Annotated in this window: 12 protein-coding genes; 6 read left to right on the forward strand and 6 right to left on the reverse strand. The window is 73.6% G+C overall.

The window, feature by feature from the left end:
• Positions 1-30: 30 nt before the first annotated feature.
• The gene (locus ACIQGZ_RS11715) at positions 31-1,485 is read right to left on the reverse strand and encodes a mechanosensitive ion channel family protein (RefSeq protein WP_402601455.1); all 1,455 of its coding nucleotides are present in this window, start codon (positions 1,483-1,485) and stop codon (positions 31-33) included.
• A 5-nt stretch (positions 1,486-1,490) separates the two neighbouring features.
• Here ACIQGZ_RS11715 and ACIQGZ_RS11720 point away from each other — a divergent pair, with 5 nt between their 5' ends.
• The 3 genes from ACIQGZ_RS11720 to ACIQGZ_RS11730 are packed head-to-tail and all read left to right on the forward strand — an operon-like array spanning position 1,491 to position 5,935.
• Positions 1,491-4,286, forward strand: a complete 2,796-nt coding sequence (locus tag ACIQGZ_RS11720) for a CocE/NonD family hydrolase (protein ID WP_402601078.1) — start codon at positions 1,491-1,493, stop codon at positions 4,284-4,286.
• A gap of 59 nt (positions 4,287-4,345) precedes the next feature.
• Positions 4,346-5,221, forward strand: coding sequence for an ABC transporter permease (locus ACIQGZ_RS11725; RefSeq protein WP_402601457.1), 876 nt, complete (start codon positions 4,346-4,348; stop codon positions 5,219-5,221).
• Between the two features lie 60 nt (positions 5,222-5,281).
• Positions 5,282-5,935: a dienelactone hydrolase family protein gene (locus ACIQGZ_RS11730; RefSeq protein ID WP_402601079.1), complete on the forward strand. Its 654-nt coding sequence runs from the start codon at positions 5,282-5,284 to the stop codon at positions 5,933-5,935.
• A gap of 37 nt (positions 5,936-5,972) precedes the next feature.
• On the opposite strand, the gene ACIQGZ_RS11735 is transcribed toward ACIQGZ_RS11730, so the two are convergent.
• From ACIQGZ_RS11735 to ACIQGZ_RS11755, 5 genes are all read right to left on the reverse strand, one after another.
• Positions 5,973-6,503, reverse strand: a complete 531-nt coding sequence (locus ACIQGZ_RS11735) for a hypothetical protein (protein ID WP_402601080.1) — start codon at positions 6,501-6,503, stop codon at positions 5,973-5,975.
• Positions 6,504-6,593: 90 nt separating this feature from the next.
• On the reverse strand, positions 6,594-7,373 hold the full coding sequence (locus ACIQGZ_RS11740; protein WP_402601081.1) for a DsbA family protein: 780 nt from the start codon (positions 7,371-7,373) through the stop codon (positions 6,594-6,596).
• 84 nt (positions 7,374-7,457) lie between these two features.
• On the reverse strand, positions 7,458-8,177 hold the full coding sequence (locus ACIQGZ_RS11745; RefSeq protein ID WP_402601082.1) for a hypothetical protein: 720 nt from the start codon (positions 8,175-8,177) through the stop codon (positions 7,458-7,460).
• A gap of 211 nt (positions 8,178-8,388) precedes the next feature.
• Positions 8,389-11,937: a DNA polymerase III subunit alpha gene (gene dnaE / locus ACIQGZ_RS11750; RefSeq protein WP_402601083.1), complete on the reverse strand. Its 3,549-nt coding sequence runs from the start codon at positions 11,935-11,937 to the stop codon at positions 8,389-8,391.
• Between the two features lie 245 nt (positions 11,938-12,182).
• Positions 12,183-12,962, reverse strand: a complete 780-nt coding sequence (locus ACIQGZ_RS11755; RefSeq protein ID WP_402601085.1) for a DUF5707 domain-containing protein — start codon at positions 12,960-12,962, stop codon at positions 12,183-12,185.
• A 284-nt stretch (positions 12,963-13,246) separates the two neighbouring features.
• On the opposite strand from ACIQGZ_RS11755, the gene ACIQGZ_RS11760 reads away from it, so the two are divergent.
• The 3 genes from ACIQGZ_RS11760 (at position 13,247) to ACIQGZ_RS11770 (ending at position 16,439) form a co-directional block, all read left to right on the forward strand.
• A complete protein-coding gene (locus ACIQGZ_RS11760; RefSeq protein WP_402601087.1) occupies positions 13,247-14,467 on the forward strand; it encodes an NYN domain-containing protein in 1,221 nt (406 codons plus the stop codon).
• Positions 14,468-14,643: 176 nt separating this feature from the next.
• Positions 14,644-15,591 (forward strand): ABC transporter ATP-binding protein, encoded by a 948-nt coding sequence (locus tag ACIQGZ_RS11765; protein WP_402601088.1) that lies wholly within the window; start codon positions 14,644-14,646, stop codon positions 15,589-15,591.
• Positions 15,588-16,439 (forward strand): ABC transporter permease, encoded by an 852-nt coding sequence (locus tag ACIQGZ_RS11770; RefSeq protein ID WP_402601089.1) that lies wholly within the window; start codon positions 15,588-15,590, stop codon positions 16,437-16,439. Before ACIQGZ_RS11765 ends, ACIQGZ_RS11770 begins: the two co-directional genes overlap by 4 nt.
• The last annotated feature ends 23 nt before the right edge of the window (positions 16,440-16,462 follow it).

Raw genomic sequence — 16,462 nt, forward strand, 5'->3', positions numbered from 1 at the left:
CTGCTCTGGTCGGCCGGGGCGGGCGTCCGGTCAGCCGCGCGGGTCGCCGCCCGGTCCGTCGGGGCCGTTGGGCCCGTCCTTGGCCAGGGTGACGCCCTCGCCCGGCGGCGCGGCCGGTGCGGAGGTGTGCCGGGGCGGCTCGCCGTCCCGCCCGGCCTCGGCCGGCAGTCGCCCCCGCTGCCGCCGATCCGGCTCCCGCTCGCCGGTCGGCCTGGCCGTGCCTGTCCTGGCCGTGCCTGTCCTGCCCGTACCTGTTCTGCCCGTGTCCGGCCTGCCGCCGTCCGCCCGGGGAGCGGATCTCGGGTGCGGCAGGTCGGGGGTCGCGGCCGGTGCGGTGGCGATCCTCGGCAGCGACTGCGGATGGTGGCGGCGCAGATAGTCGATCAGCCGCTCCCGTACCTCGCAGCGGAGCGTGAAGGCGTCGTCCGAGTCGCGCGCCGTCATCAGCGCCCGCACCACGATCCCGCTGGGGGTGGTGTCGGTGACCTGGAGCGCCGAGCCCACCCCGTCCCAGAGCGGCGAGTCCTTGAGCAGCCGCCGGAACTCCTCCCGCAGCTCCGGCACCGGCGTGGCGTGGTCCAGGTGCAGCAGCACCGTGCCGGTCATCCGGGGGTCGTGCCGCGACCAGTTCTCGAACGGCCTGCCCGCGAAGTACGAGACCGGCATCACGATCCGCCGCTGGTCCCAGGTGGCCAGCACCAGGTACGTGAGGGTGATCTCCTCGACCGTGCCCCACTCGCCCTCCACCACCACCACGTCACCGATCCGCACCATGTCCCCGAAGGCGACCTGCAAGCCGGCGAAGAGGTTGGCCAGCGTGCTCTGCGCCGCCACACCCGCCACCACGCCGATCAGCCCGGCGGAGGCGAGCAGGCTGGTGCCCACCGCGCGCACCTGGGGGAAGGTCATCAGCATGCAGGCCAGCGCCACCAGCACCACCAGCACCGTGGTCACCCGGCGCAGCATCCCCGCCTGGGTCCGCACCCGCCGGACCCGCGCCGGGTCGCGGCGGACCGCCGCATAGCGGTTGAAGGACGTGTTGACCAGCAGCGCGGCCACCCGGGACACCAGCCAGGCGGTCACCGCGATCACGAACAGCGCCAGCAGATGCCGCAGCGGCCCGCGCACCCCGGACGGCAGCGCGGCCGCCTGCTCGCCGCCGAGCAGCACCAGCGAGCCGACGGTCAGCAGGAACGGCGCACGGCAGCGCCGCAGCAGGCCCCAGAGCGGATTGTCCGGCCGCCCCGCCGCCATCCGCCGCACCAGCCGCTCGGCGAGCCAGCCGAGGGCCGCGGTCACCAGCCCGGTCCCGACCAGCACACTGACCGGCCGCACCACGTCCCACAGCACCACGTCGTACCTCTCCCCGTCCCGCCGGGCGGCGGACGGTACCGATACCCCTTGCCGCTCGCACCCGTCGAACACCCGGTCGGCGGGTGGCGCCGACCACATCGGCGGGCTGTCGGCGGCGGCGGTTAGGATCACCAACCATGGACCTGGGCGGCCGCCGGATGCGGCAGTGGTACTCGAACCGGCCGCGCGGCCCCCGCCGGCTGGCCGCCGCCACCCTGGCGCTGGCGGTGCTGGCCGGTGCCCTCGGGATCGGCCTCACGGCGCACTCCGGGGGCGGCCCGGCCGTCCGGGTGGAGCAGCGCTTCCTGCAACTGCCGGAGAGCCCCGGCAGCGCCCGCCGGGTGCGCATCGACACCGCCTTCATCACCGCAGGCGGTCCCGGGCGCCGCCCCGCCGTGCTGCTGGCGCACGGCTTCGGCGGCAGCAAGGACGACGTACGGACGCAGGCCGAGCAACTGGCTCGGGCCGGCTACGCGGTGCTGACCTGGTCGGCGCGCGGCTTCGGCCGCTCCGGCGGCCGGATCGGCCTGGACGCGCCCGACGCCGAGGTGCAGGACGTCCGCGACCTGGTCGACTGGCTGGCCACCCGGCCCGAGGTGCAACTCGACGCCGCCGGGGACCCCAGGGTCGGCGTCACCGGCGCCTCCTACGGCGGGGCGGTCTCGCTGCTGGCGGCCGCGTACGACCGGCGGATCGACGCCATCGCGCCGCAGATCACCTGGTGGAACCTGGCGGAGGCGCTCTTCCCGCAGAGCGTGGCGGGCGGTCGGCCCGCCGACGGGGTGTTCAAGATGCTCTGGGCCGGGATCTTCTTCTCCAGCGGCTCCACCGACGCCACCGACGCCACCGTCAAGACCGCTGCCACGACCGCCGCCGGCCCCGCCGCGACCGGTTGCGGCCGCTTCACCGCCGAGCTGTGCGCCATGTACGACCGCGTCGCGGTCGCCGGGCGACCGGACGCCGCCGCCGTCACCCTGCTGGAGCGCTCCAGCCCGTCCTCGGTGGCCGACCGCATCCGCGTCCCCACCCTGGTCGTCCAGGGCCGGCACGACTCGCTGTTCCCGCTCGACCAGGGCGACGCCATCGCCCGCGCGGTCGCCGCCAACGGCGCACCGGTCGCCGTCGACTGGTCGGCGGGCGGCCATGACGGCGGCGACCAGGAGAGCGGCCGGATCGACCGGCGGATCACCGCCTGGTTCGACCACTACCTCAGGCAGCGCCCCACCGACACCGGCCCCGCCTTCCGGGTCACCCGCACCGGCGGCCTGGACTCCACCGGCGTCCAGCCCGTGCTGCGCGGCGCCACCGCCGACCGCTACCCCGGCCTGGACGGCACCACCAGCCGTACCGTCCCGCTGACCGGCGGCGAGCAGACCGCCGCCAACCCGCCCGGCGGCGCCCCGCCCGCCGTCTCCAATGTGCCCGGCGTCGCCGCCCTCGCCCAGCTCTCAGCCGCGGGCGGCAGCCTCTCCCTCGACATCCCCGGCCAGTCCGCCTCCTTCGGCTCCGCCCCGCTGACCGGCGCCGTCCGGGTCACCGGCACACCGCAGGTGACCGTACGGGTGCGCGCCGACCGGCCGGACGCGGTGCTCTTCGCCAAGCTCTACGACGTCGCCCCGGACGGCGCCCGCACCCTCCCCGAGCAGCTGGTCGCCCCGCTGCGGGTGACCGGCGCCGACGCCCCGCAGGGCCGCACCGTGCGGATACGGCTGCCCGCGCTGGACCACGAGTTCGCCGCCGGACACCGGATGCTGCTGGTGCTCGCCAGCACCGACCTCGCGTACGCCTCCCCGGCCGCCGCCGCCACGTACCGCATCGCGCTGAGCGGCGGCGCCCTCACCGTGCCGGTGGACGCCGGGCTGCGCACCGCCGCCGCGCCGCTGCCCCGCTGGGTCTGGGCGATGCCCGCCGCCGCCGTGCTGCTCGCCGCGCTGCTGCTGCTCACCGGGCGCGGCCGCCGCCGGCGCACCCCGCAGCCGGACCCCGAGTCGGCCGCCGTACCGCTGCGGATCACCGGCCTGAGCAAGCGCTACGCCGGGGCCGCCGACCGCTATGCCGTCCAGGACCTGGGCTTCCGGGTGGAGCAGGGCCAGGTCGTCGGGCTGCTCGGGCCCAACGGCGCCGGCAAGACCACCACCCTGCGGATGCTGATGGGCCTGATCCGCCCCGACAGCGGCGAGATCCGGGTCTTCGGCCACGCGGTGCGCAGCGGCGCGCCGGTGCTCTCCCGGGTCGGTGCCTTCGTCGAGGGCGCCGGCTTCCTGCCACACCTCACCGGCCGCGCCAACCTGCGGCTGTACTGGCGGGCCACCGGCCGCCCCGACGAGGACGCCCGGCTGGCGGAGGCGCTGGAGATCGCGGACCTCGGGGAGGCGCTGGACCGCGCGGTGCGCACCTACTCCCAGGGCATGCGGCAGCGCCTGGCCATCGCCCAGGCCATGCTGGGCCTGCCCGAACTGCTCATCCTGGACGAGCCCACCAACGGCCTCGACCCGCCGCAGATCCGCGAGATGCGCGAGGTGCTCATCCGCTACGCCGCCACCGGCCGCACCGTCATCGTCTCCAGCCACCTGCTCTCGGAGGTCGAGCAGAGCTGCACCCACCTGGTGGTGATGGACCACGGCCGACTGGTCGCCGCCGGCGCTGTCGCGGACATCGTCGGCGCGGGCGACCTGCTGCTGATCGGCACCCCGGCGAGCGGCCCGGACGCGCTGGACGCGGCCGGCCGCGCGGCGGCCGCCAAGCGGATCGCCGCCCTGGACGGGGTCGTCTCCGCCGAGGCCGCCGACGACGGCGTCCTGGTCCGGCTCGATGGCCTCACCGCGCCCCGGCTGCTGGCCGAGCTGGTCGGACTGGGCATCCCCGTGGAGCGGCTCGGGCCGCACCGCCGCCTGGAGGACGCCTTCCTCTCCCTGATCGGAGGACCGGCGTGACCGCCGTACCACCGCCTTCCGCGACCCCGCCCACCCCGGCGGCCGCGCCCGCCCCGCATGTGCCGACGCTGGGCACCCCGCGCCCGCCCGCCGCCGGGCACGCCCCCGGCTACCTGCCGCGCCGCACCCTGCCGCTGCGGGTGGAGGCGGTGCGGCAGCTGCGCCGCCGCCGGACGATGGTCATCGCGGCGGTGCTGGCCGGGCTGCCGCTGGTGCTGCTCGCCGCGTTCGCCCTCGGCGGCGGCCCCGGCTCCGATCGAGGCCGGGCCACCCTGATCGACACCGCCACCGCCTCCGGGGCCAACTTCGCGGCCACCGCGCTCTTTGTCTCCACCGGCTTCCTGCTGGTCATCCCGGTCGCGCTGTTCTGCGGCGACACGGTGGCCTCCGAAGCCGGCTGGTCCTCGCTGCGCTATCTGCTGGCCGCCCCGGTGCCGCGCACCCGGCTGCTGGCGAGCAAGCTCACGGTGGGCCTGGCCTTCAGCGCCGCCGCGATGGTGCTGCTGCCCGTGGTGGCGCTGGCGGTCGGCACCGCCGCGTACGGCTGGGGCGATCTCAGACTGCCCACCGGCGACACCCTGGTGGCCGGTTCGGCGCTGCCGCGCCTGGCCCTCGCGGTGCTGTATGTGCTGCTCTCCCAGTTGGCCACCGCCGGGCTGGCGTTCTGGCTCTCCACCGCCACCGACGCACCGCTCGGCGCGGTCGGCGGCGCGGTCTTCCTCACCATCGTCGGCAATGTGCTGGACGCCGTCACCGCCCTCGGGGACTGGCGCCAACTGCTGCCCGCCCACTGGCAGTACGCCTGGGCGGACGCGCTCCAGCCGCAGCTGGAGTGGGGCGGCATGATCAAGGGTGTGGCGGTGTCGGCCTCGTACGCCGTGGTGCTGACCGCGCTCGCCTTCCGTGGCTTCCGGGGCAAGGACATCGTCTCCTGACGCCCGGTCGGCTCATGGTCTCCTGGGCCGGTGACCTGCGGCGGGGTCCGGGCGGGGATGATGGGAGGCGCACGTCACCCGACCCGCCAGGAAGGCACCACCGTGGCACGTATCCTCCTCCTGCACTCCGCCTACGGGCTGCGGCCCGCCGTCCACGCGGCGGCGGACCGGCTGCGCACGGCAGGCCATGAGGTGCATGTGCCCGACCTGTACGACGGCCTGGTGGTCGAGACGGTGGAGGAGGGCATGGCGATCAAGGACCGGATCGGCACCGAGGAGCTGCTGCGCCGGGCCGTCGCCGCCGCCGTCCCGCTGATCGGCGCGGCCGCGCCCGGTGCGCCCGGCCTGGTCTACGCCGGCTTCTCGCTCGGCGGCGCTCTCGCCCAGAATTTGGCCCTGGCGGACGAGGGGGCCCGTGGCCTGCTGCTCTTCCACGGCACCTCGGACATCCTGGACGACGCGGCGACCGAGATCCCGGTCCAGCTGCATGTGGCCGAGCCCGACCCGTTCGAGCCGGAGGACTGGCTGACTGCCTGGTACCTGCGGATGTGCCGGGCCGGCGCCGATGTCGAGGTGCACCGCTACCACGGCGCCGGGCACATCTTCACCGACCCCGACCTTCCCGACCACGACGCGGACGCCGCCCGCCGCGCCTGGGCCATCGCGCTGGACTTCCTCACGGACCTGGACGCGCCCGAGGGGTCCGCCGGCTGAGGGGTCTGCCGGCTGAGGGGCACAGGACGGGGATGGCTCAGTACACCGAGATGTGCACATGGTCGTAGTGGTTCTCGGTGATGCTGCCGCGATCCTCCATCCGCAGCCAGCCGCGTTCCGGGTGGCGGCTGGACCAGATGTGCCGGCGGTAGATCACGTACCAGATGCCGTACTCGTCCGCGTGGTCGCGCACCCAGCGGACGATCCGGTCCCCGAGCTGCTGCCGCCCGCCGGTCGCCCGGACCCCCGCCGGGCCGAGCATGAAGTCGCAGGCGCGGCCGAGCGGATGCTCGCCGCCGCCCGCGATGCCGCCGTCCTCCCGGTAGCAGCCGCTGCCGTACGGGAGCGCGAACTCCTTGGCCACCGCCGCCCGGACGGCCCGCATCCGGGCGGTGAGATGGTCGGGGCCGGTGGGCTGCTCGGGCTGCCACCGGCCGCTCCCCAGCCGGTTCACGACGCCCTGGAGCCCGTCGAGCAGCCCCAGGGCGCCGAGTATCAGCACGACGGCGGCCAGCAGCGAACCGGCGGCCAGCAGCCGCGCCCGGCCGGCCCTCCTCGCAGCAGCCACGCCCTACCCCCGCCCCCGGTGCCCGTCCCGCCCGCGCCGCCATTCTGACCGATCAGCGGCGCGGACGGGCCGGTTGTGCCCAGAATTCGATCAAGAACCGAGCGCCTGGTCCACCAGCGTGCTGAACTCCGCCCCGGTGACCGTCTGCCCGTCCTGCTTGACCACCTCCAGCGTCTTGCCGTTCAGCTTGACGGTCGGGGTGCCGGTGACATCGCTGCGGTAGAAGGCGTCGGAGACCTTCTGCACCCAGGGTTCATAGGTCTGGTCGCGGACCGCCTTGGTGAAGGCGGCGGTCTTCAGCCCCGGCACCTTGGCCGCCAGCGCGAGCAGGGTGTCGGTGTCGGCGAAGCCGTCGTTGCTCTCTTCCGGCTGGTTGGCGTAGAGCACATCGTGGAACGCCTTGAACTTGGCGGCGCTCTCGTTCAGCGCCGCCCCGGCCGCGTTCAGCGCGGTGCGCGAGCCGTGGCCGCCCAGATTGCCGTCCAGGAACGCGCCGAAGTGGTACTCGATCCGGTACTTGCCCTGGTCCGCGAGCTGCTGGATGGTGCTGCCCGCCGAGTGCTCCAGCGAGGCGCAGATCGGGCAGCGGAAGTCCTCGTACACCTGGAGCGTCGCCTTGGCGTCCGGCTTGCCGTAGACGATCACGGTGCCGTCCGGGCCGGAGGAGTGCGCGGGCGCCGCGTACGGCTTGTCGGAGGCGGCCCGGTGGGTCTGCACCGCGACGCCGACCCCGGTGCCGGCGGCCAGTACGGCCACCGCGGTGATGGCGACGAACAGCCGCTTGCGGCGGCGGTCGCGCCGCTCCTGCTCGGCGCGGGCCGCCCGGAGGCGCTCACGGGCGGTGCTGTCCTTGCTGCTGTGGGAAGTCATGATGGTGTGCCGATCCCGTCGTCTGGATGCCGTGGAGGGGGCGGAGCACGGTGGCCGGGCACCCGCGCGCCCAGGACGGCGGGGTCAGCGGCAGGCCGTGCGCAGCCCGGACGGCGGGCCACGGCGGACCACGGAGTGCAGCAGCAGCGGTACGCCCGGCGCGGCGGCCGGACGGGGGGCGCGCGGCGGTGACACGGGCGCCGGCTCATGGGCGGCGACCAGCGCGGCGAGCAGTGCCAGCACACCGCGCAGCGGGGCGGCGGCCACGGCGGCGAGCGCCCGCAGCAGCCGGAAGGCGGCCGCTTCGCCGACCCGCAGCCACCAGGCGGCGGCCAGGCCGAGCAGCAGATGCGCGGCGAGCACCAGCCAGGGCGCCAGCACCCCGGCGACGGGCAGCTGCGGCCCGGCCGGGTCGGGAGCGCCGCCGCACATCAGCAGCGTGCTGACGGAGTGCCAGGGCCCGGTGATCGGACCGCCGCCGGTGGCGGTGTAGCAGGTGGCCTGGCCGGTGGTGAACAGGGTGTCCAGTGCCAGTTCGAGCGGCACCAGCAGCGCCGCTATCTGCCCGTACGACCGCTCGCGCCGGCCCAGCAGCAGGGCCAGCCCGAACACCCCGGCGCCGGCCGCCGCCATGGTGGGCGTCGGCAGCGGGGCATGGGAGAGCAGGACGTGCGAACCGGCCGAGAGCATCAGCAGCAGCGCGGCGAAGACCGCCGCCCGCACCACGGTGAACAGCGTCGCGGGGGCGGGGGAGGGGCCGCACCGCCCCCGCCGCCCGCCGTCCACGTGCCGCCCGGCTGTCACGGCTGCCCCGGTGCCGGGGCGGGAGCGCCGCCGAAGGCGGTGCCGGGTGCGGTGCTGCGGGCGGTGGCCATGGCGGGTCTCCCTCCGGTGACTTGCTGGTCGGGACGTGATCGGTTCGACGTGTCGGTTTCGACTCGTTAGTGCCGACGAACCGGCCCGGCCGTTGGTTCCCGCACTCCCGTACGGGCTCCCGTACCGGAGCGGCCCGACGCTACGCGCTCCAGGCGGACGGCCCGAGCAGCGACTTCACCTCGCTGGCGAAGGCGGTGTCCGGGTTGACCAGGAAGCCCAGCTCGTACAGGACGTCCTGCTGGCGGCTGGTGGTGAGCAGCCGCACCGGTACGTCGCCGGGGTGGGCCCGCAGCGAGCGCTTCAGCTCCCGTACCAGCCCGGGGTTGACCTTGGCGTACGGCACGCTGATCTGGACTGGCGGCTTGCCGCCGTGCTCGGCCGAGGAGATGTCCAGGGTGGTGATCTCCTGGCCGAAGATGCTCAGCGTGCCGTCCCGCTCGTTGAGCCGCCCCCGGGCGGAGATCACATTGTCCTCGACCATCTGGTCGGACATCAGGTTGTAGGTGGCCGGGAAGAACAGCACCTCCACCGAGCCGTCGCGGTCGGCGAGGGTGATGATTGCCCAGGGGTTGCCCGCCTTGTTGATCCGGCGGTCGACCGAGGTGATCAGCCCGGCGAGCCGGACCTCGCCCTCGGTGCGGCCGGAGCCGAGCAGTTCGGCGATGGAGGTGTCCCGGTTGCGGGAGAGGATGTGCTCGGCGCCGTCCAGCGGGTGGCTGGAGACGTACAGCCCGAGCATCTCGCGCTCCAGGCTGAGCAGCTGCTTGCGCGGCCACTCGCGGTCGGTCAGCTCGAAGTCCAGGCCGATGGCGGGGGCGTCGGCGCCGGTGTCCAGCGCGCCGAACAGGTCATCCTGGCCGATCGCCTGCTGCTTCTTGAGACCGGTGACGGCGTCGATCGCGGTCTCGTGCACCGTGGTCAGCGACAGCCGGGTGTGCCCGAGGGAGTCGAAGGCGCCGGCCTTGATCAGCGAGTCGATGGTGCGCTTGTTGCAGACCACCAGCTCGACCTTGTCCAGGAAGTCCGCGAACGAGGTGTACTTGCCCTTCTCGCTGCGCGTCCTGACCAGCGACTCGATCACGTTGACGCCGACGTTGCGCACCGCCTTCAGGCCGAAGCGCACGTCGTTGCCGACGGCGGTGAAGTCGACCACGGACTCGTTGACGTCCGGCGAGAGGATCTTGATGCCCATCTGGCGGCACTCCGCCAGGTAGACCGCCATCTTGTCCTTGTCGTCGGCCACCGAGGTCAGCAGCGCGGCCATGTACTCGGCCGGGTAGTTGGCCTTGAGGTACGCGGTCTGGTAGGAGACCAGGCCGTAGGCGGCGGAGTGCGATTTGTTGAACGCGTAGCCGGCGAACGGGACCAGCACGTCCCACACCGCCTGGATGGCCTCGTCGGAGTAGCCGCGCTCCCGGCAGCCCGCCTGGAAGGGGACGAACTCCTTCTCCAGCACCTCCTTCTTCTTCTTGCCCATGGCCCGGCGGAGCAGGTCGGCCTGTCCGAGGCTGTACCCGGCCAGCACCTGGGCGGCTCGCTGCACCTGCTCCTGGTAGACGATCAGGCCGTAGGTGGGGCCGAGCACCTCGCTGAGCGGGCCCTCCAGCTCCGGGTGGATCGGGGTGATCTCCTGCTGGCCGTTCTTGCGCAGCGCGTAGTTGGTGTGCGAGTTCATGCCCATCGGGCCGGGCCGGTACAGGGCGCTGACGGCCGAGATGTCGGCGAACTCGGTGGGCTTCATCAGCTTCAGCAGGGCGCGCATCGGCCCGCCATCGAGCTGGAAGACGCCCAGGGTGTCGCCCCTGGCCAGCAGCTCGTAGGTGGTGGGGTCGTCGAGCGCGATCTGCTCGATGTTGACGTCGACGCCCCGGTTGTCCTTGATGATCTTGATGGCGTGGTCGATGATGCCCAGGTTCCGCAGACCCAGGAAGTCCATCTTGATCAGGCCCATGGCTTCGCACGACGGGTAGTCGAAGCCGGTGATGATCACGCCGTCCTTGTCCCGCTTGTGCAGCGGGATCAGGTCGAGCAGCGGGGTGGAGGAGAGGATCACGGCGGCGGCGTGCACACCGGTGCCCCGGATCAGGCCCTCGATGCCGAGACCGGTGTCGATGATCTTCTTGACGTCGGGCTCGTTGGCGTACAGCGCCCGGATCTCGGTGCCCTCGTTGTAGCGGGGGTGCGACTCGTTGAACAGGTCGGCCAGCGGGACGCCCTTGCCCATCACGTCCGGCGGCATGGCCTTGGTGATCCGGTCGCCCATCGAGAAGGGGTAGCCCAGGATGCGGTTGGCGTCCTTGACGGCGGCCTTGGCCTTGATGGTGCCGAAGGTGTTCACCTGGGCGGTGTAGGCGGCGCCGTACTTCTCGGTGACGTAGCGCACCATCTGGTCGCGCTGGCGGTCGTCGAAGTCGATGTCGACGTCCGGCGGGTTGATGCGCTCGGGGTTCAGGAACCGCTCGAACAGCAGATCGTGCTCCAGCGGGTCCAGCTCGGTGATCCGGGTCAGGTACGCGACCATCGAGCCGGCCGCCGACCCTCGGCCGGGGCCGACCGGGATGCCGTTGTCGCGGGCGTACTGGCAGATGTCCGCGACCACGAGGAAGTAGGCGTCGAACCCCATCGGGGTGATGACGCCCATCTCCAGCTCGATCCGGTCCAGCACCTCCTGGCTGGGGTTGTCGCCGTAGCGCACCTTCAGCCCGGCGGCGATCTTCTTGCGCAGGTACGACGCCTGGGTCTCGCCCTCGGGCACGTCGAACTGCGGCATCCGGTCGACATAGGTGAAGACGTCCTGGTACGACTCGACCCGCTCCGCGATCAGCAGGGTGTTGTCGCACGCCTCCGGCAGCTCGCGGAAGAGCTCGCGCATCTCGGCGGCGGTCTTGATGTAGTAGCCGGTGCCCTGGAACTTGAAGCGGTTCGGGTCGTCCTTGTTCTTGCCCACGCCGACGCAGAGCAGGCTGTCGTGCGCGTCCGCCTGGTCGGCGGTCACATAGTGCGAGTCATTGGTGGCCAGCAGCGGGATGTTCAGCTGCTTGGCCAGCCGGAGCAGGTCGTCCCGGACGTCCTTCTCGATGGACAGCCCGTGGTCCATCAGCTCCAGGAAGTAGTTCTCCCGGCCGAAGATGTCCTGGTAGGCGGCGGCAGCCTTGACCGCCTCCTCGTACTGGCCCAGCCGCAGCCGGGTCTGCACCTCGCCCGAGGGGCAGCCGGTGGTGGCGATGATGCCGGCGGCGTTCTCGGCGATCAGCTCGCGGTCCATGCGGGGCTTCATGTAGTAGCCCTCCATCGACGCCAGCGAGGAGAGCTTGAACAGGTTCCGCAGGCCGGTCGCGTTCTCGGCCCACATGGTCATGTGGGTGTAGCGGCCGCCGCCGGAGACGTCCTTGCCGCCCTCGCCGTCCGTGCTGACCGCCCGCTGGCCGCCCGGCGCCCAGAAGACCGGCTTCTTCTCGAAGCGCGACCCGGGCGCCACATACGCCTCGATGCCGATGATCGGCTTGACGCCCTCCTTGGGCGCGGTGTGGAAGAACTCGTACGCGCCGAACATGTTGCCGTGGTCGCTCATCGCGATGGCGGGCATGCCCTGCCGCTCGGCCTCCTTGAACAGCTTCCCGTTCTTCGCTGCTCCGTCCAGCATCGAGTACTCGGTGTGGACATGCAGGTGAACGAAGCTGTCGGCCACGGTGCAAAGGCTCCTCGGACAGGATCTCCGGCGGGATCTACGGCGGGGATCTACGGGCGCGGGACGTCAGGAGGCGATCTTGGGACAGGGGTCACCCAGGAGAAGTCTCCGAATGGGGGAACCCCACCCTAGCGCGCTCCGGAGATCGAATCCCGGGTCGTGTGAGGCTGGTGTGCCGACCGGGACGGCGATGGGCGCCGCACCCCGGCGGGGTGCGGCGCCCATCCGGCCACCGAGGTGTCCGGTTACTTCTTCAGAGTGACCGTGGCGGCGGCGGAGTTGACCGAGGCCACCGTGCCGCTCCCCGCGTACACATAGCGCCAGCTGCCCGCCGCCGTGACCTTGGCGGTGGTCTTCACGGCGCCCTTGCTGTCGGACGTGACCGTCTTCACGGTCGTCCACGCCGTGGCGCCGGACTTGCGGAACTGGAGCTTGACGGACTTCTTGCCGTAGCCCACGGCCTTGCCGGACTTCCAGTCCGCGACCCGCAGCAGACCGGAGACGGTGAGGGTGCCGTTCTTCTTCACCGACTTCGCGGAGGCGGTCGCGGTCAGCGCCGTCTGCCGCTTGAAGGAGAACGAGGCGGCCTTGGCCGCGAAGGTCTTCCCGCCGTCCTTGCCGGTGACCTGGACGGCCAGGTACCAGGCACCGGCGACCGTGTTGTCGCCGAGGTCGGAGTGCGAGTTGACCTGCTCGGCGTACGTGCAGACCGAGGTGGTGCTCGACGTCGCCTTGCAGGTCGCCGGAGCGCCGTCGGTCTTCAGGTCGGCGGCCTTCGGGACGAAGCCGACCTGCTCGCCGAGCTTGGGCCAGGGCAGGAGCCGGACGCCCTTGATGCCCGAGTTGTCGGTGACGGTCACGGAGACTTTCCACGTCTTGGTGACCGACGGGCTGAAGACCAGCGAGGACGCGGACACCTTGGTGATCTTCGGTGCCGTGTTGGTGGCCGCCGAGGCGGCCGGGGCGGCGAGGCCGCCGAGAGCGAGGGCGCCGACCAGAGCCGGTACCACGGTGCGTATACGCATGCTGCTCCATCGGTGAAGACCCCCGGCACCGCCGGGGATCTCGGTATGAAGCACCTTTATAGAACCCTCACACGGCGCTCCCGGCGCCGAAGGCGGTCCGCGTCCGAACGGTGACAGGATCAGCGAACGGGCGTGATCGAAACGTGACCGGGTGAATCAAGATCCACCCGCACGGTTCGCCGCCCGAACGCCGGGTATGGACTCCTGAACGGTGAACGGCCCCGGCCGCACCACCCGGACCGTAGGCACAGAGGCCCGGCCCCGGCCGCGCCGATCGGGAAGAGGTGTGGGAAGTGGACCGCTGCGTCGTCCTGGTGGACGCCGGATATCTGCTCGGCGCCGCCGCGAGCCTGCTCGCCGGCGAGCCGGCCCGGTCCCGCATCACCGTGGACCACACCGACCTCATCGGCTCGCTGCGCGAGCGCGCGGAGGCCGAGACCGGCCTGCCGCTGCTGCGCATCTACTGGTTCGACGCCGCCCCGGACCGCCGCCCGATGCCCGAGCACCGCAGGCTGCGGGTGATGCCCCGGGTCACCGTCCGGCTCGGCGCGCTCACCCGGGCCGACGGCCGCTGGGTGCAGAAGGGCGTCGACGCCGCCATGCACGCCGAACTCTCCGAACTGGCCCGCAACCGCGCCTGCGCCGACGTGGTGCTGGTCACCGGCGACGGCGACCTGCTGCCCGGCATGATGTCCGCCAAGGAGCACGGCGTCGCCGTCCACCTGTGGGCCGTCCAGGCCGCCGACGGCGACTTCAACCAGTCCGAGGACCTGGTCGCCGAGGCCGACGAGCGCCGGGTGCTGGACCGCGAGTGGATCACCCGCTGGGTACGGGTACGGGAACTGGCCGCCGCCTGCCCGCCGCCGGGACCGCGCCCCGAGATCGCCAAGATCCTCTCCGCCCCGCCCGCCCAGCAGCCCACCGCCCCCGCCCGGCCCGCCGGCGAACCCGAGGACGCCCCGCGCCCCGAGCAGGCCCCCGCCCCGGTCGCCCACAAGACCGTCCCCACCCCCAAGGACCTGGCCGGCCGCGCCACCGCCGCCGCCCCGGCCCCCGCCCCGGCGGCCCAGCCCCCGCAGCCCAACACCGCCGTGCTGCGCTGGTCCTCCGACCGGGGCTGGGTCGAGCGGGCCGGCGACACCCCCTCGCCCGGCGACGGACTGCCCACCCTCGCCCAGGTCACCACCGCCGAGCAGCGCTGGGCCGACCGCGAGGAGGACATCACCGCGATCGGCGGCGACCCGCACGAGGTCGGCCAGGTCTTCGCCCGCCGCTGGACCGAGCGGCTCGGCGACGCCGAGCGGCTCACCGTGCTCTGGGGCGACTACCCGCGCATCCCGCACCGGGTCGACGGCGAACTGCTGCGCTACGCCGCCCGCTTCGGCCTGCTGGCGCACAAGGACGACCAGATCGACGAGCACGACCGCTACGCCATCCGGGCCGGCTTCTGGCGGGAGCTGGCGACCCGGGTGCCCGGCGGCGAGATGGTCTCCGTGGACGACTGAGCAGCCCGCGGGCCCGCCCGACCGCCCCGTTTCCCGGTGGCGGCCCGGTGCGGCGTAGAGTCGTTCCCCGTGAGTACGGGCCCACGCATGTCCTCGGCCGGTGACGGGTGAGCACACAGACACCTCAGCAGACGCCGCAGGCGCCTGCCCGCACCCCTGCCGGACCGTGCTGCGCGGTGCGCGGCCTGGTCAAGACCTACCGGGGCGGCCGCCGGGGCGCCAGGACGGAGGTCCGGGCCACCGACGACATCACGCTGGAGGTCCACCGCGGCGAGGTCTTCGGCCTGCTGGGGCCGAACGGCGCGGGCAAGTCCACCCTGGTCCGCCAGCTGACCGGCCTGCTGCGGCCGGACGCGGGCGCCATCGACATCCTCGGCCACGACATCGTGCGCCACCCCGAGCGGGCCGCCCGGCTGCTCGGCTACCTCGGCCAGGAGTCCACCGCGCTGGACGAGCTCACCGTGGCGCTGGCCGCCGAGACCACCGGCCGGCTGCGCGGGCTCACCACCCGGCAGGCGCGCGCCGAACGCGACGCCGTCCTGGCCGAACTGGGCCTGGAGGACCTGGCCGGCCGACCCATCGGCAAGCTGTCCGGCGGCCAGCGGCGGCTGGCCTGCTTCGGCGCCACCCTGGTGGGGGAGCGGCCGCTACTGGTGCTGGACGAGCCGACCACCGGCATGGACCCGGTCGCCCGGCGGGCGGTCTGGGCGGCGCTCGACCGGCGCCGCGCCGAGCGGGGCACCACCGTGCTGCTGGTCACCCACAATGTGATCGAGGCCGAGACGGTCCTCGACCGGGTCGCCGTGGTCGACTCCGGCCGGGTGATCGCCTGCGACACCCCCGGCCGGCTCAAAGCCCTGGTCGACGGGGACGTCCGGCTGGAGCTGGTGTGGCGCGCCGAGCCGCCGCTCCAGGTGCCGGCCGTCGCCGCGCTCGCGGAGCGCGTCCAGCGCGCCGGGCGCCGCTGGACGCTGCGCACCACCCCCGAGGAGGCCCGGGAGCTGGTCGCCGCGGTGACCAGCGGCCCCGCCTTCGCCGCGCTCGACGACTTCACCCTCGCCACCCCCAGCCTGGAGGACGCCTACCTGGCGCTGGGCGGCCGAGCAGAAGGGCTGGCCAAGTGACCGCACCGCAGGTCGCCGCACCGGCGGCGGCCCCCGCCGCCGTACCCGTCCCCACCCGGGCACCCGCCCCCGTCACCGATGCCGCGCCGCTCGCCCCCCGCGCCCGGCTGCTGCCCGCGCTGGCCGCCGTCTACCGGGCGCAGCTCTCCCGGGCCCGGGTGGCGCGGATGCCGCTGCTGTTCGTGGCGACCTTCCAGTCGGTGGGCATCCTGGTCATGATGCGCGGCGTCGTCGACGCCGGCGACAACGACTCGGCGCGGGCGGTGGTGGCGGGCTCCAGCGTGCTGGTGGTCGCCTTCGTGGCGCTCAACCTGCTGGCCCAGTACTTCGGCAGGCTCCGCGCCACCGGCGGGCTGGACCACTACGCGACGCTGCCGGTGCCCCCGGCGGCGGTGGTGCTGGGCGCGGCCGGCGCGTACGCGTCCTTCACGCTGCCCGGCACGCTGGTCACCGCCGGGATCGGCGCCGGGATGTTCGACCTGCCGTGGGCGCACCTGTGGATTCTGGCGGCGGTGGTGCCGCTGGCCGGGGCCGCGCTGGCGGGCCTGGGGGCGGCCTGCGGGCTGCTCGCGCCACGCCAGGAGATCGCCACCCTGCTGGGGCAGCTCGGCATGTCCGCCGCGCTGCTGCTGGGCGTGCTGCCGGCCGGCCGGATGCCCGAGCCGATCCGGCTGCTGCGCGACCTGCTGCCGTCCACGTACGGCGTGGAGGCGTTCGCCCGTACCTTCGACGCCGCCCCCGACTGGGCGGCGGTCGGGATGGACCTCGGGGTGTGCGCGGCGGTCGGGGTGCTCTCGCTGTCCGTGGCGACCTGGGCCTACCGGCGGGCCGCCGGCGCCGACCGCTGAGCACCGCCGGGCCCGACGGCCCC

The organism is Streptomyces sp. NPDC092296, from assembly GCF_044755465.1.
In the GTDB taxonomy this organism is placed as follows: domain Bacteria; phylum Actinomycetota; class Actinomycetes; order Streptomycetales; family Streptomycetaceae; genus Peterkaempfera.

Bases quoted from the DNA above. Each gene is read 5' to 3' on its own strand.
- ACIQGZ_RS11755 (WP_402601085.1), bottom strand. From the start codon at position 12,962: ATGCGTATACGCACCGTGGTACCGGCTCTGGTCGGCGCCCTCGCTCTC.
- ACIQGZ_RS11730 (WP_402601079.1), top strand. From the start codon at position 5,282: ATGGGAGGCGCACGTCACCCGACCCGCCAGGAAGGCACCACCGTGGCA.
- ACIQGZ_RS11720 (WP_402601078.1), top strand. From the start codon at position 1,491: ATGGACCTGGGCGGCCGCCGGATGCGGCAGTGGTACTCGAACCGGCCG.
- ACIQGZ_RS11740 (WP_402601081.1), bottom strand. From the start codon at position 7,373: ATGACTTCCCACAGCAGCAAGGACAGCACCGCCCGTGAGCGCCTCCGG.